This window comes from Bacillus sp. FF-1 (assembly GCF_028548245.1).
GTDB classification, from domain to species: domain Bacteria; phylum Bacillota; class Bacilli; order Bacillales; family Bacillaceae_G; genus Bacillus_A; species Bacillus_A paranthracis.
On sequence record NZ_JAQQGG010000005.1, the window covers coordinates 185960 to 203958 of the forward strand.

The 17999-nt window shown below is 39.9% G+C and carries 16 protein-coding genes; 1 reads left to right on the top strand and 15 read right to left on the bottom strand.

Going from position 1 to position 17999, the window contains the following annotated elements; all coding sequences use genetic code 11:
* Positions 1 to 26 precede the first annotated feature (26 nt).
* From PQF83_RS18370 to spo0F, 7 genes are all read right to left on the bottom strand, one after another.
* Positions 27 to 614 (bottom strand): thymidine kinase, encoded by a 588-nt coding sequence (locus PQF83_RS18370; RefSeq protein ID WP_000280862.1) that lies wholly within the window; start codon positions 612 to 614, stop codon positions 27 to 29.
* 108 nt (positions 615 to 722) lie between these two features.
* Complete coding sequence (locus PQF83_RS18375; protein ID WP_000643437.1) at positions 723 to 968, bottom strand: type B 50S ribosomal protein L31; 246 nt, start codon at positions 966 to 968, stop codon at positions 723 to 725.
* Positions 969 to 1582: 614 nt separating this feature from the next.
* On the bottom strand, positions 1583 to 2854 hold the full coding sequence (gene rho, locus PQF83_RS18380) for a transcription termination factor Rho (RefSeq protein ID WP_001053898.1): 1272 nt from the start codon (positions 2852 to 2854) through the stop codon (positions 1583 to 1585).
* 317 nt (positions 2855 to 3171) lie between these two features.
* Positions 3172 to 4137 (bottom strand): class II fructose-bisphosphatase, encoded by a 966-nt coding sequence (gene glpX, locus PQF83_RS18385; protein ID WP_000442336.1) that lies wholly within the window; start codon positions 4135 to 4137, stop codon positions 3172 to 3174.
* A 116-nt stretch (positions 4138 to 4253) separates the two neighbouring features.
* Positions 4254 to 5543, bottom strand: coding sequence for a UDP-N-acetylglucosamine 1-carboxyvinyltransferase (murA, locus tag PQF83_RS18390; RefSeq protein ID WP_000413260.1), 1290 nt, complete (start codon positions 5541 to 5543; stop codon positions 4254 to 4256).
* Positions 5544 to 5875: 332 nt separating this feature from the next.
* Entirely contained in the window at positions 5876 to 6733 is an 858-nt protein-coding gene (locus PQF83_RS18395; RefSeq protein ID WP_001131850.1) for a class II fructose-bisphosphate aldolase, read from the bottom strand.
* A gap of 210 nt (positions 6734 to 6943) precedes the next feature.
* Positions 6944 to 7312, bottom strand: coding sequence for a sporulation initiation phosphotransferase Spo0F (gene spo0F / locus PQF83_RS18400; RefSeq protein WP_000398594.1), 369 nt, complete (start codon positions 7310 to 7312; stop codon positions 6944 to 6946).
* A gap of 201 nt (positions 7313 to 7513) precedes the next feature.
* On the opposite strand from spo0F, the gene PQF83_RS18405 reads away from it, so the two are divergent.
* Positions 7514 to 8038: a DUF2529 domain-containing protein gene (locus tag PQF83_RS18405; protein WP_000912421.1), complete on the top strand. Its 525-nt coding sequence runs from the start codon at positions 7514 to 7516 to the stop codon at positions 8036 to 8038.
* Positions 8039 to 8068: 30 nt separating this feature from the next.
* Here PQF83_RS18405 and pyrG read toward each other — a convergent pair whose 3' ends face one another.
* The 8 genes from pyrG to PQF83_RS18445 form a co-directional block, all read right to left on the bottom strand.
* The gene (gene pyrG / locus PQF83_RS18410) at positions 8069 to 9676 is read right to left on the bottom strand and encodes a CTP synthase (protein WP_000170454.1); all 1608 of its coding nucleotides are present in this window, start codon (positions 9674 to 9676) and stop codon (positions 8069 to 8071) included.
* A gap of 257 nt (positions 9677 to 9933) precedes the next feature.
* A complete protein-coding gene (rpoE, locus tag PQF83_RS18415; protein ID WP_000346283.1) occupies positions 9934 to 10467 on the bottom strand; it encodes a DNA-directed RNA polymerase subunit delta in 534 nt (177 codons plus the stop codon).
* Between the two features lie 154 nt (positions 10468 to 10621).
* Entirely contained in the window at positions 10622 to 11251 is a 630-nt protein-coding gene (locus PQF83_RS18420; protein WP_000238604.1) for a TetR/AcrR family transcriptional regulator, read from the bottom strand.
* Positions 11252 to 11315: 64 nt separating this feature from the next.
* On the bottom strand, positions 11316 to 12455 hold the full coding sequence (gene acdA / locus PQF83_RS18425; protein WP_000545521.1) for an acyl-CoA dehydrogenase AcdA: 1140 nt from the start codon (positions 12453 to 12455) through the stop codon (positions 11316 to 11318).
* Positions 12456 to 12476: 21 nt separating this feature from the next.
* A complete protein-coding gene (locus PQF83_RS18430) occupies positions 12477 to 13607 on the bottom strand; it encodes an acyl-CoA dehydrogenase (protein ID WP_001011170.1) in 1131 nt (376 codons plus the stop codon).
* 72 nt (positions 13608 to 13679) lie between these two features.
* Entirely contained in the window at positions 13680 to 14531 is an 852-nt protein-coding gene (locus PQF83_RS18435; RefSeq protein ID WP_000538858.1) for a 3-hydroxybutyryl-CoA dehydrogenase, read from the bottom strand.
* Between the two features lie 49 nt (positions 14532 to 14580).
* On the bottom strand, positions 14581 to 15864 hold the full coding sequence (locus tag PQF83_RS18440; RefSeq protein WP_002163456.1) for an acetyl-CoA C-acetyltransferase: 1284 nt from the start codon (positions 15862 to 15864) through the stop codon (positions 14581 to 14583).
* Between the two features lie 9 nt (positions 15865 to 15873).
* The gene (locus PQF83_RS18445; protein ID WP_001086790.1) at positions 15874 to 17985 is read right to left on the bottom strand and encodes a heterodisulfide reductase-related iron-sulfur binding cluster; all 2112 of its coding nucleotides are present in this window, start codon (positions 17983 to 17985) and stop codon (positions 15874 to 15876) included.
* Positions 17986 to 17999: the final 14 nt, after the last annotated feature.

A 17999-nucleotide genomic window follows, 5' to 3' on the forward strand; every position in this document is an offset into this window, starting at 1 on the left:
AAAAAACCCGCCTTGCGCAGCGAGTTTTACTTATCTTTGTTTGTAGGAACTGCATGACAATGACGACAGCGTGGTTCATACGATTCTGAAGCACCAACTAAAATAATCGGATCATCAAATGCCGCTGGTTCTCCATCAATTAATCGTTGTGTACGACTTGCCGGAGATCCACATGCAGAACATACTGCTTGTAGTTTTGTTACATGTTCAGCAATCGCCATCAGCTGAGGAACTTGTCCAAATGGTAGACCACGGAAATCTTGGTCTAAACCAGCTACAATGACACGATAGCCACGATTTGCCAATACTTGCACCACTTCCACAATGTCCCCATCAAAGAATTGCACCTCATCGATTGCAATTACATCCATTTCTTCAGTGATATGTTCAAATATATCTTTTGAAGCTGAAACAGGAACTGCTTTTACCTTTAATCCGTTATGTGATACAACGTCTTCTTCACTATAGCGATTATCAATACATGGTTTAAATACAATTGCATGTTGTTTCGCAAATTGCGTACGACGCACACGGCGGATAAGCTCTTCTGATTTACCAGAAAACATACTACCGCAAATCACTTCAATCCAACCGTTCTGATTTATTAAGTACATGAAGCTCTCCTTTCATCTACTTTTTAATTAAAAGTAGGGTAAAGGTATAATATTTTCGCAAAAAAAACAGACAAGCGAATAGATACACTTGCCTGTTTTATGTTTTTATTACTTAAGACCGTATTTCTTATTGAAGCGGTCAACGCGTCCGTCTGCAGTAGCAAACTTCTGACGTCCAGTGTAGAATGGGTGAGAATCAGAACTGATCTCAACTTTTAGTAATGGATAAGTGTTACCATCTTCCCACTCAACAGTTTCGTTAGATCCTCTAGTAGATCCGCTTAAGAATTTGAAGCCTGTGTTTGTGTCCATGAATACAACTTTCTTGTAATCTGGGTGAATTCCTGCTTTCATTCTTTTCATCTCCTTCCGCCCTGAATCATTTTCGAAACAGAGTTTTTCATCTTCAGCTGCATACACAACTATATTGATGAAACACATATGATGAAATTATAACAAGGCTAACTTCATTTTGCAACTACCTGTTTTTGTCTTTTTAATTTTAAAAGCAGAAGCGGCTCGTTCAGAATGGGAGGGGGATGGAGCTTCTGACGTAGAGGCGCTTTTTGCCTCGTAGGAAGACGCGAAGCCACCGACCATTCTAGCCGCTGAAGCTGGATATTATCTTTAAAGTGGAGGGGGCTCGCTCAGCTCTGACCAGCTAAGGTTCTTTCGCCCTAAAGGTGCTTTTTACCTTTCGGGCGGAAGGTTCTTAGATGCGAAGAGCTAGCCACCGGAACTGGATATCATTTAAAAGCAGAAGCGGCTCGCTCAGAATCGCAGGCTATTTGGAACTCTCGACCTTGAAGCGCTTTTTGCTTCGAGCGAGAGAGTGAAATGACCGGAGATTCTAGCCGCTGAAGCTGGATATTATCTTAAAATGGAGGCCGCTCATCTCTCTTTAAGATCACCTAAAAAACATAAAAAACTCGCTTACCATAAAATAAGCGAGTCCCAATCTTTTCCCTTTACTTCGTTGTTACATATCTTTTCGAATCTGCAACAATGTTTTGTAAAAATTCTTCATTTGTCTTTGTTTGACGAAGTTTACGTAAGAAACCTTCAACAAAGTCTGGTGTATCACGCATTGTTTTACGAATACCCCATAGTTTGTCTAAATGTTCTTTCGGAATTAATAGATCCTCTTTACGTGTACCAGAACGGCGAATATCAATTGCCGGGAAGATACGACGCTCAGCTAATGAACGATCTAAATGAAGTTCCATATTTCCAGTTCCTTTAAATTCTTCGTAAATTACATCGTCCATACGAGATCCTGTATCAACAAGAGCTGTTGCTAAAATTGTTAAGCTACCGCCTTCTTCGATATTACGTGCAGCTCCAAAGAAACGCTTCGGTCTATGGAAGGCAGCTGGGTCGATACCACCCGATAATGTTCTACCACTTGGCGGAATAACAAGGTTGTAAGCTCGCGCTAAACGGGTAATACTATCCATTAAAATGATAACATCTTTTTTGTGCTCTACAAGACGCATTGCACGTTCTAACACAAGTTCTGCTACTTTAATATGATTTTCTGGTACTTCATCAAAAGTAGAGCTTACAACATCTCCTTTAACAGAACGTTCAATATCTGTTACTTCCTCTGGACGCTCATCAATTAAAAGGACAATTAATTCAGCTTCCGGATGATTTGTTGTAACACTGTGTGCGATTTCTTTTAATAGACTAGTTTTACCAGCCTTTGGAGGCGCGACAATTAAACCACGTTGTCCAAATCCAACTGGTGCAATTAAATCCATGATGCGTGTCGGTAACTTTTTCGGTTCCGTTTCCAATTTCATTTGGCGATCTGGGTATAATGGTGTTAATGCAGGGAAATGCACACGCTCTTTTGCTGACTCTGGATCATCTCCGTTTACAGCTTCAACTTGTAATAACCCAAAGTAGCGTTCATTTTCTTTCGGAGGTCGTACTTTACCAGAAACCTTATCTCCATTACGTAAATCGAAACGACGGATTTGCGAAGCTGAGATATAAATATCTTCTGAGCTTGGAGAGTAGTTGATAGGACGTAGGAATCCAAATCCTTCTGATTGAATAATTTCTAATACGCCTTCCATGAAGAAGAAACCTTCTTTTTCTGCTCGAGCTTTTAAAATGGCGAAGATTAACTCTTTTTTCGTTAATTTGCTATAATACGAAATTTTAAATTCTTTCGCAAGCTCGTATAACTCTTTTAATTTCATGTTTTCTAATGCTGCAATTGACAAATTCATTCAGACACCACACTTTAACGTTATTCTCTTTTCACATGGGTAAAGGGAAAAAATACGGAAGGCAAATAATTAATAATGAAAGGCAATAAGTTCAAGTAGGGTAATATTCACTATTGTAACCCTTTTATCTAGTTTTAATCAATACGTTGAAACACAAATACAAGAAGCGAAGACAAGAAAATTTGTCTTCGCTTTTTATTTAATCCAGCTTCAGCAGCTAGAATGGTCGGTGGCTTCACTTCTTCCTACGAGGCACAAAACGCCTCTTCGTCAGGAGTTCCAATGCCTTCCCCTTCTGAGCAAGCCACCTCCGCTTTTTACTTAATAACCAAGTTCGGTTTTTTATTTAAGCTGTGACGTCCGTCTACGAAGCGTACGGTGCCTGATTTTGCGCGCATAACAAGGGATTGTGTTGTTCCTACGCTACCTTTAAATTGAACGCCGCGTAGTAGTTCTCCGTCTGTTACGCCTGTTGCTGCGAAGATTGCATCGTCACCTTTTACTAAGTCCTCCATGCGAAGGATACGGTTGATGTCTTCTATGCCCATCTTTTTGCAACGCGCCAATTCAGCTTCGTTTTGTGGTAATAATTTCCCGTGAATTTCTCCACCTAAACATTTTAATGCAACTGCTGCTAACACACCCTCAGGCGCGCCACCAGAGCCGAATAAAATATCTACACCTGTACGATCAAATGCGGTGTTGATTGCACCAGCTACGTCTCCATCATTAATCAATTTAATGCGAGCACCAGCTTTACGAATTTCTTCAATAATTGCTTGATGACGTGGACGGTTTAAAACTGTCGCTACAACATCTTCAATATCTTTGTTTTTCGCTTTCGCAACTGCACGTAAGTTATCGATAATAGGCGCATCAATATCGACCGCCCCAACTGCTTCTGGGCCAACCGCGATTTTATCCATGTACATGTCAGGAGCATGTAACAAATTACCATGATCTGCAATTGCAATAACAGCAAGAGCATTCCATCCACCAGCTGCTACAATGTTTGTCCCTTCTAAAGGATCAACTGCAACGTCTACACGCGGACCATATCCTGTACCTAATTTTTCTCCGATATATAGCATTGGTGCTTCATCCATTTCACCTTCACCAATTACAACTGTACCTTTCATCGGAATTGTATCAAATACATCACGCATAGCTGATGTTGCTGCACCGTCTGCCTCATCCTTTTTCCCGCGTCCCATCCAACGCGCTGATGATAAAGCTGCAGCCTCTGTTACACGTACTAACTCCATAGATAAACTTCTTTCCACGATAATCCCTCTCCTTTAAGTCTTTATATTTCTGCCGTATTTTGTGAACCGTGTTTTTCTATAAAGTGTACTTCCGCAAGTAGTGATGCTTCGCTTCCCCCTCGCGGAAGTATCACTTATGCGTTCTTCATTTCTTCAATTTCTTGCTTTGTCATTTGTTCTCGCCAAATGTTTGCACCAAGCCCTTTAAGCTTGTCTACTATATTTTCATAGCCACGATCAATATGCTCAAGTCCGGTTACTTCTGTAATTCCATCCGCCATCAATCCTGCAATAACAAGAGCTGCTCCAGCTCGCAAATCACTCGCTTTCACTTTTGCACCTTGTAATAAAACAGGACCAGTTACGATAGCTGACCGACCTTCCACTTTAATTTGCGCATTCATGCGACGTAATTCATCAATATGTTTAAAACGTGCGCCATAAATCGTATCCGTTACAACACCCGTTCCATGCGCCTTTGTTAAAAGTGTTGTAAATGGCTGTTGTAAATCTGTTGGGAAACCTGGATATACAAGCGTTTTTATATCAACTACTTTTAATCTTCTATCACCGTTCACTGTAATCTGGTCATCATTCGTTTCAACTTGGACACCAGCTTCTCTTAATTTTGCAGTAACTGACTCCAAATGCTGAGGAATAACATTATCAACTGTTACTTCTCCTCCTGACGCAGCACCTAAAATCATATACGTACCCGCTTCAATACGATCTGGAATGATCGTATGATGACAACCGTGCAATGAATCCACACCATCAATTCGGATTACATCTGTACCAGCACCTTTAATGCGTGCTCCCATGCTAGTTAACAATGTAGCTACATCAATAATCTCTGGTTCTTTCGCTGCGTTTTCAATAACAGTTCTACCTTTCGCTCGTACAGCTGCTAGCATAATATTAATCGTAGCTCCTACACTAACAACATCTAAATAAATACGTGCCCCTCGTAGTTCATCTGCTCTTAAATAGATAGCACCTTGTTCATTCGTAACATGTGCACCTAACGCTTCAAATCCTTTAATGTGCTGATCAATCGGCCTCGGTCCTAAGTGACATCCACCTGGAAGCCCAATAACAGCTTTTTTAAAACGGCCAAGCATCGCACCCATTAAATAATAAGAAGCACGCAATTTTTTCACTTTTCCATTTGGTAAAGGCATTGCAACCATGTTAGAAGGATCGACTACCATCTCTTCCTCCTGTCCATACGTTACTCTTCCTCCAATTTCCTCTAGTAAGTCTCCTAACATTTTCACGTCCGAAATATTAGGGACACCACCAATAGTTACTGGAGTATCTGCTAAAATTGTCGCTGGAATTAGTGCAACGGCGCTGTTCTTTGCACCACTCACACGAATTGTTCCATTTAAAGCTCTTCCGCCTTCAATTAGCAATTTTTCCATATTGAGCTCCCTTCTTGTGAATGTATTTACTTTCTATATTTTTATAGAAAGCTCCCCCTTAAGAATCTCAATCACTCTTTCCACCCTAACACTCAATAAATAGGAAACCATCATCTTCATTTCTCCTGTAATACAAAAAGATAAAGATTAACTATTTATCGAATTTACTTTATCAATTTAGATACATTATCACATTTATTAATAGGACTATGCACATTATTTTCTATTTCAAAAACAAAATGATAAAATCTTTAGACTTGTTCACGCTTTCATTATACAACGAAAGGAAACCGTCTAAAAGAGTAGACGGTTTCCAAAACGGAATTTTATTCTTACGCTTTACCGTTAGAACCGAATTCGCGAATTTTACCAATAACAGTTGCTTTGATAGCGTCGCGGCCAGGTCCGATAAATTTACGAGGATCGTAAACTTCTTGGTCTTTGTTTAATACTTCACGAACAGCTTTTGTAAACTCAATTTGGTTCTCAGTGTTTACGTTGATTTTTGAAGTACCTAAAGAGATAGCTTTTTCGATATCAGCAGTTGGGATACCAGTACCACCGTGTAATACTAAAGGTACGCCAGTGAAGTCACGAACTTGTTCCATTTCAGCGAATCCTAAGTTAGGCTCACCTTTGTAAGGACCGTGTACAGAACCTAAAGCTGGAGCTAGGCAATCGATACCTGTTGCTTCAACAAGGTGCTTACACTCAGCTGGGTCAGCGTAAATTACGCCTTCAGCGATTACGTCGTCTTCTTGTCCGCCAACTGTTCCAAGCTCAGCTTCAACAGATACGTTACGAGCGTGTGCGTATTCTACTACTTTTTTAGTAGTTTCTACGTTTTCTTCGAATGGGTGGTGAGAAGCGTCGATCATTACAGATGTGAAACCTGCATCGATTGCTTCTTTACATTTTTCGAAGCTTGAACCATGGTCAAGGTGAATCGCTACAGGAACAGTGATGTTCATTTCTTCGATTAAAGCTTTAACCATAGCTACAACTGTTTTGAAACCAGTCATATGACGAGCTGCACCCTCAGATACACCTAGGATTACAGGAGATTTTTCTTCTTCCGCAGCAGCTAAGATAGCTTGAGTCCACTCTAAGTTGTTCATGTTGAATTGACCAACTGCGTATTTTCCTTCTAGTGCTTTGTTTAGCATTTCTTTCATAGAAACTAAAGGCATGGTGAATCCTCCTAAAAAACGTTTTTTGTATCCGATAAGTTCTTATCGCTGGTAGTATGACCAGAATAAGGTAAAATATGTATATCTACATACCGGACTTTTTTCTACACTCAATAGGATAACAACTTGTACTCAAAAACTCAACCGTATTCACCTGCACAATAGTCCATGTAAACGCTTTTTTCCATATTTTTTATAAAAAATTCATTTTTAAGCCTCTACAGCGAGTTCATTTCTCACCGCTTGACGAATTTCATCAATATCAAATGGTTTAGCAAAATGCATTAAAGCACCTAAATCTTTTGCTTCTTGGATCATATCAAGCTCTCCATAAGCAGTCATTAAAATCACTTTAATACTCTCATCAATTTCTTTTACATGCTTTAAAATCTCTATACCATCCATACCTGGAATTTTCATATCTAACACAACTAAATCTGGATTATCTTTTTTCACGATATCTAAAGCTTGAAATCCATTCGCTGCTTGGAATGTCTGATAACCTTCTTTTTGGAACACTTCATGTAATAACACACGAATGCCATATTGATCATCAACGATTAAAATTTTCCCTTCCATAACTCCCAACCTTTCTGTGTAAGTACAAGATTTAAAGCTTCTTATATCTTAACGATTAATTTTCGCTATTCTTTACCAAATTCCTTCCTATTTCTTTCTTATTTTACCGTTTCCTATTTTGTTATGCCACCTTCGATTTCACCTTTCTAAAAAAATAAACTATAATGAAAGCCGGTAAACACGTACGAAGGGAGTAACATTATGTTAAAAATTTTTTCAACCCAATTAAGCGGTTATTTCTCCAGAGTTTCTCAAAAAGAGGAAATGAATATAGAAGATAGCGCCCGTCTACTTGCTCAAGCATTAGTTGGCGAAGGTTTCATTTATTTACATGGTACAAATGAAATGGAGGGCGTTGTTGCTGAAGCACTATTCGGTGCTGAACCAATGAAGCAAGCAAAACGATTTTTTGAAAATGGTAAAGAAGTAGAAGTAACTTCTGCAGATCGTGTGCTTCTTATTAGCCGTTTTTCAACAGATGAAGAAGTTGTAGCAATAGCAAAAAAACTGCAAGCAGATGGACACTCTATTGTCGGCATCTCTGCTATTCAAGAAGGCAATGAATCACTAGAACAATATACAGATGTACATATTGATACAAAACTGTTAAAAGGGCTTATTCCAGACGATGAAGGTAATCGCTACGGATTCCCAAGCTTAATGATAGCTTTATTTGCATATCACGGAATCAAATTTACAATCGATGAAATGTTAAATGAATATTAAAAAAAGCGCCCTATTTCAGGCGCTTTTTTATTACTTGCTCTCTTTATTCGTAATAGAAGCTTTTACGAAGTCATGGAACAATGGCTGTGGACGGTTTGGACGAGAAACAAGTTCTGGGTGGAACTGTGCTGCCACGAACCAAGGGTGATCTTTTAATTCAATGATTTCAACTAGACGGCCATCTGGGCTTGTACCAGAGAATACAAATCCTTCTTTTTCCATATCCGGACGGAATTGATTGTTGAACTCATAACGATGACGATGACGCTCATATACAACCGGCTCATTGTAAGCATTGTATGCATTTGTTTCTTCAGCAAGCTTACATGGATATAGACCAAGACGAAGTGTACCACCTAAGTCTTCTACATCTTTTTGTTCTGGTAATAAGTCGATGATTGCATAAGGTGTGTCAGGATTGATTTCAGAAGAGTTAGCTCCTTCTAATCCTAATACGTTACGTGCGAATTCGATTGATGCAAGTTGCATACCTAAGCAAATTCCTAGGAATGGAACTTTGTTTTCACGAGCATATTGAATTGCAACGATTTTACCTTCTACACCACGATCACCGAAGCCACCTGGTACAAGGATACCATCTGTGTCTCCTACTAATTCTTGTACGTTCTCTGCTGTTACGTGCTCAGCATTTACCCATTTCACTTCTACATCTGTGTCGAAAGAGTAACCCGCATGACGAAGTGCTTCTACAACAGAAATGTATGCATCTTGAAGCTCTACGTATTTACCAACAAGAGCGATTTTTGTTTTCTTAGAAAGGTTACGCACTTTTTCAACTAGCGCAGTCCACTCTGTCATATCTGCAGCTGGATTGTCTAATTTTAAGTGATCGCAAACGATTTGGTCCATATTTTGCTCTTGAAGAGATAATGGAACTGCATATAAAGTATCTGCATCGCGTGCTTCAATAACTGCTTTTGTATCAATGTCACAGAATAATGCAAGCTTGTCTTTCATATCTTGAGAAACAGGCATTTCTGTACGAACAACGATAATATTTGGTTGAATACCTAAACTGCGAAGCTCTTTAACGCTATGTTGCGTTGGTTTTGTTTTCATTTCACCCGCTGCTTTTAAGTACGGGATTAACGTACAATGAATGTACATTACATTGTCACGACCGATGTCGCTCTTAATTTGACGGATTGCTTCTAAGAATGGTAGAGACTCGATGTCACCAACAGTTCCACCGATTTCTGTAATAACAACGTCCGCGTTTGTTTCGCGACCAGAACGGTATACGCGCTCTTTAATTTCGTTAGTAATGTGAGGAATAACTTGAACTGTTCCTCCTAGGTATTCACCACGACGCTCTTTTTGAAGAACTGAAGAGTAAATTTTACCTGTTGTTACGTTGCTGTATTTGTTTAAGTTGATGTCGATGAAACGCTCATAGTGACCAAGGTCTAAGTCAGTTTCTGCACCATCATCTGTTACGAATACCTCACCGTGTTGGTATGGGCTCATAGTCCCTGGGTCTACGTTAATGTATGGATCAAACTTTTGAATTGTTACGTTTAAACCACGATTTTTTAAAAGTCTTCCAAGAGATGCTGCTGTAATACCTTTACCTAAAGACGATACTACACCGCCTGTTACAAAAATATACTTAGTCATGAAAAAGCTCCCTTCTATTTTGCTGTTATATAATCACCGTTGCAAAGCGCAACGTATGTAGATAACACTGTATCCATCTTATTGTTAGACTCTTTTTATTTTCTAAACAAAAAACAAAAAAGAAAATTGCTCCCCTCATCACATAAAGTAATAAGTAGGGAGCAATTTTCTTTTATATTTACACTTTAAAAGTATTATCGTCCTTTTTTAAAGAGCCCAAAAATGATTCTACATGGACGATAATGAAAAGTCAAGAACTACAGTTCTTCCTCTTCTTCTTCTTCAGTTTCATCATACTCAAGTTCTTCTTCAGCGAAGTCATCTTCATCGTCCTCTAAATCATCAAGATCATCGTCGTCTCCGTCTTCGTCTTCAAGAACCTTGTCCAAATCTTCTACATCATCATCTTCGTCTTCATTTCCGTCTACATCATCAAAGTCATCTTCATCTTCTTCAATGTAGTCGTCAAAACCGTCTTCTTCAACTTTACGTTTCTTCTTCGGTTTTGGTTGAGGCAAGATTTCTTCATCAATTTGCTCATATGGGTACCAGCTACGTAATCCCCAACGATTTTCTCCTAAATTAATGAAACGTCCATCGATGTTTAAGTCTGTATAAAATTGTGCGATCTTCGCATTAACTTGCTCTTGAGATAGTCCCAGCACTTGAGCGATTTCTTGAACCAACTCGTTGAATGTCGTTGCTTGTTTTTTATCCCCTAAAACGCTATGTACAACTTCAATCATTGAACATTCTTTTAGCTCTTCTGGTGAATATTGCTTAAAATCCACTTATGCGGCACTTCCTTTCATCAAATATAACCTTATATATAACGGCCTGCTTAAAAAAATCCATACTATTCATTATAAACAAAAGTCGCACAAATATGCTACAAAAAAAACGGGAAACTTTTATAGGGTAGTAAAATTATAATTTGTGCATTCCTTATTTCGGAAGCATATGGGCCCCTTGTAATACATACCTAATTTGCATGTCTGTATATTCCTCGAGCGTATATAGCTTTTGCAACGCCCAACGTCGAAATCCCCACATCTGTCCTTGTATAAAAATATTATGCGCAAGAAGCTGTATTTCTTTTTTATTTAATGTAAATGTTCCGTTTTCCGTACACTGTTCTAAAATATTCTCAAACATTCCTACCATTTGAAACTCCTTTTCTAATACGTACGGGAGTGATTCTTTCGGTAAAAAGCGTACCTCTTGATACATTATTAATACTTCTTCCTGCAATTCGTCCATCACTTTAAAATAATTCGTTATTGCTATCTTTAAACTTTCTACACTTCCTTTTTCCGTACAAACTACTTCCTCTAACCTTTCTTTTACATGTTCATAAATACTATCACAAACTAAATACAAAACATCATCTTTTGTACGAATGTATTCATAAAGCGTTCCAATACTAAATCCAGCTGCCTTTGCAATCTCTCTCGTTGTTGTACGCGGAAATCCTTTTTGTTTAAACAGTTGTACTGCACCTTTAATCATTTGTTCACGCCTTAACGCAACTAATTTTTCATCTTTCACTGATGCATGCACATTATGTTTAACCATCCCCTTCACCTCTCTATTATTTTTTGGAAGGAAAAAGCGTAGGAAAATACCTACGCCTTTGATCCTACTTCGTTAACATACGAGAAATTACGAGCCTTTGAATCTCTTGTGTTCCTTCATATATCTGTGTAATCTTTGCATCTCGCATGTATCGCTCTACTGGATAATCTTTCGTATAACCGTAACCACCAAATACTTGTACCGCTTCCGTCGTCACCTTCATCGCTGCATCACCTGCAAATACTTTTGACATCGCTGACTCTTTCCCATACGGAAGCCCTTCCGATTCCAGCCAAGCTGCTTGATATGTTAGAAGACGCGCCGCCTCCACATCCGTTGCCATATCTGCAAGTTTAAAGCCAATCCCTTGTTGCGCCGCAATCGGCTTCCCAAACTGATGACGCTCTCTTGCATATTCTACGGAAGCATCTAAAGCCCCTTGTGCAATACCGACCGCTTGCGCCGCAATACCGTTACGGCCACCATCTAATGTTTGCATCGCTATCTTAAACCCTTGTCCTTCTTCCCCTAGTAAATTCTCTACAGGAATACGGCAATCTTCGAACATAATTTCAGTTGTTGGTGAAGAGCGAATCCCTAATTTACTCTCCTTCTTCCCAACTGAAAATCCTGGTGTATCACTTTCCACTATAAATGCACTCGTGCCACGCTGCTTCGATTCAGGATCAGTTAATGCGAAAACAACATAAATATCAGCAATACCACCATTAGTGATAAATATTTTTGATCCATTTAATACATAATGGTCTCCATCTCTTTTGGCGATCGTCTTCATTCCACCAGCATCCGATCCAGACCCTGGCTCCGTTAAGCCGTACGCACCAATTTTCTTTCCTTCAGCCATCGGTCGTAAAAATGTTTGCTTTTGCTCTTCTGTTCCAAATTTAAAAATTGGCCAACCAGCAAGCGAAGTATGTGCAGACAATGTTACACCTGTAGAAGCACATACACGCGATAATTCTTCAATAGCAATTACATATGCTAAGTAATCGCTTCCAATTCCGCCGTATTCTTCAGGCCACGGAATACCAGTTAAACCAAGCTCGGCCATTTGATCAAATATTGCACGATCAAATCTCTCTTCTTCATCACGCTCAGCTGCCGTCGGTGCTACTTCATTCTTAGCAAAGTCTCGAACCATTTTTCTTATCATTTCATGTTCTTCTGATAGTTTAAAATGCATGCCCGTCTCCCCCTTGTGCTTTTATAAAGCTCGGCTAATAACAAGTTTCTGTATTTCGCTCGTTCCTTCATATATTTGCGTGATTTTCGCATCACGGAAAAATCTTTCTACTGGATAGTCCTTCGTATAACCGTATCCCCCAAATACTTGCACCGCTTCAATCGCAACTTCAACAGCTGTTTTAGAAGCGAATAATTTCGCAATAGATGCTTCCTTACCACATGGTAATCCTTGCGCTCTTAGCGATGCCGCCCTATATACGAGTAATCGCGCCGCTTCTACACTAGTTGCCATATCTGCAAGTTTGAAGCCAATCCCTTGCTGCGCCGCAATTGGCTTTCCGAATTGCTCACGTTCTTTCGCATAATCAATCGCACATTCAAGCGCCGCTTCAGCAATCCCTAATGCTTGCGCCCCAATCCCAATTCTTCCAACATCTAAATTCGCCATTGCTACCTTAAATCCTTGTCCTTCTTCACCAAGTAAATTCTCAGCCGGTACCTTCATATCCTCGAACGTAAGTTGTACAGTGCGAGAACCGAGCAGTCCCATTTTATGCTCATCTTTACCGATAATTAAGCCTGGTGTATCTTTCTCTACTATGAATGCAGAAATCCCACTCTTTCCTGCCTCTGGATTTGTAGAAGCGAATACAATATATGTACTTGCTTCACCACCATTTGTAATGAACACCTTCGATCCATTAATAATGTAATGATCGCCTTTCTTCACAGCTCTTGATTTCAAACTTCCTGCATCCGATCCTGCATTTGGTTCTGTTAATGCAAATGCACCTAAATATTCACCAGTCGCAAGTTTAGAAACGTATTTCTCTTTCTGTTCTTCTGTTCCGAAATATAAAATCGGGTTCATTCCAACTGACGTATGTACAGCTAAAATTACACCAACCGTTGCGCTTACCTTTGAAATTTCTTCAATTGCTAAAATGTAAGAAATAAAATCCATTTCTGCCCCGCCGTATTTTGCAGGCGCTGGAATTCCCATTAATCCAAGCTCACCCATCTTCTGCAAAATCTCTTTTGGAAACACCCCTTGTTCCATACTAGGAACAAAGGGAGCAATTTCCTTCTGTGCAAAATCTCGAACCATTTTTCTCATCATTTGTTGCTCTTCATTAAAACGAAAGTTCATATACTCCGCCTCCATTTGCTATAAATCCTTTTAATAATTTGGTAAGACCACTATTTTGTAACAAAGGGGGATTTATTCGTAAACGTAGAAACCACGACCTGTTTTACGTCCTAACCATCCTGCATTTACGTACTTACGCAGTAATGGACATGGGCGGTATTTACTATCACCTAAACCTTCATGCAACACTTCCATAATATATAAACACGTGTCTAAACCGATAAAATCAGCGAGCGTTAAAGGACCCATCGGGTGATTCATACCAAGTTTCATTACTTCATCAATCGCTTCTTTCGTCGCTACACCTTCATATAACGTATAAATTGCTTCGTTAATCATCGGCAATAAAATACGATTCGATACAAATCCTGGGAAATCATTTACTTCAACTGGTACTTTGCCAATTTTCTTCGTAATATCTTCAATTGTTTTGTATACCGCATCATCTGTAGCCAAACCACGAATAATTTCAACAAGTTTCATAACCGGAACCGGATTCATAAAGTGCATACCGATTACTTTTTCCGGACGTTTCGTTACCGCGGCAATTTCTGTAATTGGCAAAGATGACGTATTTGTCGCTAAAATTGCGTGTTCTGGAGCAATTTCATCTAAATTCGCAAAGATTTTCTTTTTAATATCCATTTTCTCGACAGCTGCTTCGATAATAAGATCCGCTTCCTTCACACAATCTAAATCAAGCGTTACTGCAAGACGGTTTAATGTCGCTTCCTTTTCTTCTTCCTTCATGCGCCCCTTTTCTACTTGGCGTGCTAAGTTTTTCGTAATAATAGCCAATCCTCTATCTAATTGCTCCTGTTTTAAATCTTGTACCTTCACATCGTATCCTGCCATTGCACATACTTGCGCAATTCCTGATCCCATTTGTCCTGCACCAATTACAACAATTTTTTGTACACCCATTTCTTCTTCCCCCTTAATTTTTAATAAACTATATATCTTCTAATCTTAATTAGTGAACTTCAATCATCACTGCATCGCCTTGACCGCCACCACTACAAATCGAAGCAATTCCAATTCCACCGCCGCGTTGCTTAAGTGCATGGATTAGTGTAACAATAATGCGCGCTCCGCTTGCTCCAATCGGATGTCCCATCGCTACTGCGCCGCCATTTACATTCAATTTTTCTGGGTCAATTCCTGCGATTTCTGTACTTGCAATTGCTACTGCTGCAAATGCTTCATTAATCTCGAATAAATCGATGTCTTCAATTGTCTTGCCTGTTTTTTCAAGCAATGCGTTAATTGCATAACCTGGCGTTCTCGGGAAATCTTTAGACTCCACTGCAATTGCTGTATGTGCCAAAATTGTCGCTAACGGCTTTCTTCCTTCTTGCTTCGCTCTGTCTTCGCTCATTAATACAAGTGCAGCACCACCATCGTTTAAGCCTGGTGCATTACCAGCTGTCACTGTCGCTGTTTTATCAAATACAGGTTTTAATTTTGCTAACTTTTCAATTGTTGTATCCGCGCGTGGCGCCTCATCCTTTGCAACGACAATAGGATCGCCTTTTCTTTGCGGAATCGTTACTGGCACGATTTCCTCTTCAAAACGTCCTTCATTATGTGCTGAAACCGCACGCTGGTGGCTACGATATGCCCATTCATCTTGCGCTTCGCGAGAAATTCCATCTTCCTTCGCAACTTCTCCGCCATAAACACCCATGTGTATACCTGAAAATGCGCATGTTAAACCGTCAGCAATGTTTAAATCAACGACTTCGTTGTTGCCCATTCTATATCCCCATCTTGCTCCTCGTAAAATGTAAGGACTGTTACTCATCGACTCCATACCACCAGCTACAATCAATGATTGATCGCCAGTACGAATAATTTGATCCGCTAACGTAACCGCACGAAGCCCCGATGCACAAACTTTATTCACTGTTTCCGTCTGCACTTCCCAAGGGATTCCAGCAGCCCTCGCCGCTTGGCGCGACGGAATTTGCCCCTGCCCACCTTGAATAACCGTTCCGAATATAACTTCCTCAACATCACTAGCAGAAACATTTGCTCTTTCAAGCGCCGCTTTAATTGCAATCCCTCCAAGTTCTGTTGCTTTTACATCTTTTAAAGATCCTCCAAATTTTCCAACTGGTGTTCTTGCAGCACTTAAAATAACTGTTTTACTCATGTTTCTTTCCCCCATTTCATTTTTTAACACTGAGCGCTCGCTCGGTATCCCTACGTTGAGAAGAGGTGCAATCATTGCACCTCTTTCTAAAGTTGTATGCATTCCTACAAACTAGATTGCTTCTTTCTTCTGTCCAATCACTGAGCGTTCTAAAATCTCTGTTACATCGAGAGTTTGAACTTTCTCTTCAACTTCTTTCGCTTTCGTCCCATCACTAATCATCGTTAAGCAATACGGACATCCTGTACCGATAATGGATGGCTGTACAGCTAATGCTTGTTCTGTACGAGCAACGTTAATGCGTGAACCTGTTGTTTCCTCCATCCACATTAAGCCACCACCTGCTCCACAGCACATTCCCGTTTCACGGTTACGTGCCATTTCTACAAGATTCACACCAGGAATCGCTTTCAAAATGTCACGCGGGGCTTCGTATACTTCATTGTATCTTCCTAAGTAGCAGGAATCATGGTACGTAACTGTTTCCTCAATAGCGTGAACCGGTTTTAAGCGTCCTTCTTTCACCCACTGAGCTAACAGTTCTGTATGATGATAGACTTCTGCTTGCAAGCCAAAGTCCGGATACTCATTTTTAAATGTGTTATAAGCATGAGGGTCAATCGTAACGATTTTCTTCACTCCTGCTTTTTCAAATTCCTCGATATTTTTTGTCGCCATCTCTTGGAAGACAAATTCATTTCCAAGGCGGCGCGGTGTATCTCCAGAGTTCTTTTCCTTATTACCGAGTATCGCAAATGAAATGCCTGCTTCGTTCATCAACTTCGCAAACGATATCGCAATCTTCTGACTACGATTATCATATGATCCCATTGAACCAACCCAGAATAAATATTCGAACTCCTCACCAGCTTTCGATTTTTCTTTTACAGTTGGAACCGTTACTTCATCATCACCTTGGCGCCAAGTTTCACGCTCTTTACGGTTTAGACCCCACGGATTCCCCTGACGCTCGATATTTGTCATCGCACGCTGTGCTTCCGCATCCATCTTTCCTTCTGTTAAAACGAGATAGCGGCGTAAATCAATAATTTTATCAACGTGCTCATTCATAACCGGACACTGATCCTCACAGTTACGACACGTTGTACAAGCCCAAATCTCTTCTTCTGTAATAACATCTCCGATTAAACTCGGATCGTAAGCGAGTGTTGCAGCCGCTGATTCTTGTTGCCCTTTTCCAGCTGCCATCATCGCTAACTGATTTCCTTGTGTATTATTAAAAGCAACTACTGGAACCCACGGTGCTTTTGATGTCACTGCAGCTCCTTTATCAGTTAAATGATCGCGAAGTTTTAAAATTAAATCCATCGGCGATAACATTTTACCTGTTCCTGTTGCCGGACACATATTTGTACAACGACCACACTCTACGCAAGCGTATAAGTCAATAAGCTGATTTTGTCTAAAATCTTCGATTTTACCAACACCAAATGTTTCTTGTGTTTCATCTTCAAAGTCAATCTTTTCAAGTTTCCCTGGATTTGAAAGACGGCCGAAGAAAACGTTAGCTGGTCCCGCAATTAAATGCGCGTGTTTCGATTGTGGAACATAAACTAAAAATGTTAACAAAATTAGTAAATGCACCCACCAAGAGAAATAGAACACAGAAATGGCTACGGTTTCATTTATCCCTGAGAAAACGTAAGCGATTGCAGAAGCGATTGGCTCACTCCATGAAAGCTCCTCGCCATGCCATATAATTCCCATCCCATTACCGAGTAGCACAGAAATCATTAAGCCACCGATAAAGATAAGAACAAGGCCTGATTTGAAATTACGTTTTAAACGAACTAGCTTCTCAACATAACGTCGATGAAAAGCCCAAAAGACTGCAATTAAAATAACAAGTGTGACAATTTCCTGGAAGAATGTAAATGCAGGGTATAGTGGTCCAAGTGGAAGATGTGATCCTGGTGCGAGTCCTTTCCAAACGAAGTCAATTGCTCCAAATTGGACAAGAATAAATCCGTAAAAGAACATAACGTGAATAATGCCGCTCTTTTTATCTTTCAGCAGCTTTTTCTGACCGAAAACATTGACCTTAAGGAGATCCCAACGCTCTTTAAAACGACGGTCAAATTCAATCTTTTTTCCTAACTGTATGTAGGCCATCCTCGTTCGTATAAGATACACAAACAAATATCCCGCATAAGCAATAACAGCAATGGCAGCCAGCCAATTCATGATCAGTAAGCTATTCATTTTTATGCTACCCC

Coding starts and splice junctions, on each gene's coding strand:
- PQF83_RS18370 (WP_000280862.1), bottom strand. CDS start 614: ATGTACTTAATAAATCAGAACGGTTGGATTGAAGTGATTTGCGGTAGT.
- PQF83_RS18375 (WP_000643437.1), bottom strand. CDS start 968: ATGAAAGCAGGAATTCACCCAGATTACAAGAAAGTTGTATTCATGGAC.
- rho (WP_001053898.1), bottom strand. CDS start 2,854: ATGAATTTGTCAATTGCAGCATTAGAAAACATGAAATTAAAAGAGTTA.
- murA (WP_000413260.1), bottom strand. CDS start 5,543: ATGGAAAAATTGCTAATTGAAGGCGGAAGAGCTTTAAATGGAACAATT.
- PQF83_RS18395 (WP_001131850.1), bottom strand. CDS start 6,733: ATGCCTTTAGTTTCTATGAAAGAAATGCTAAACAAAGCACTAGAAGGA.
- spo0F (WP_000398594.1), bottom strand. CDS start 7,312: ATGGAAGGGAAAATTTTAATCGTTGATGATCAATATGGCATTCGTGTG.
- PQF83_RS18405 (WP_000912421.1), top strand. CDS start 7,514: ATGTTAAAAATTTTTTCAACCCAATTAAGCGGTTATTTCTCCAGAGTT.
- pyrG (WP_000170454.1), bottom strand. CDS start 9,676: ATGACTAAGTATATTTTTGTAACAGGCGGTGTAGTATCGTCTTTAGGT.
- PQF83_RS18420 (WP_000238604.1), bottom strand. CDS start 11,251: ATGGTTAAACATAATGTGCATGCATCAGTGAAAGATGAAAAATTAGTT.
- acdA (WP_000545521.1), bottom strand. CDS start 12,455: ATGCATTTTAAACTATCAGAAGAACATGAAATGATAAGAAAAATGGTT.
- PQF83_RS18430 (WP_001011170.1), bottom strand. CDS start 13,607: ATGAACTTTCGTTTTAATGAAGAGCAACAAATGATGAGAAAAATGGTT.
- PQF83_RS18435 (WP_000538858.1), bottom strand. CDS start 14,531: ATGGGTGTACAAAAAATTGTTGTAATTGGTGCAGGACAAATGGGATCA.
- PQF83_RS18440 (WP_002163456.1), bottom strand. CDS start 15,864: ATGCATACAACTTTAGAAAGAGGTGCAATGATTGCACCTCTTCTCAAC.
- PQF83_RS18445 (WP_001086790.1), bottom strand. CDS start 17,985: ATGAATAGCTTACTGATCATGAATTGGCTGGCTGCCATTGCTGTTATT.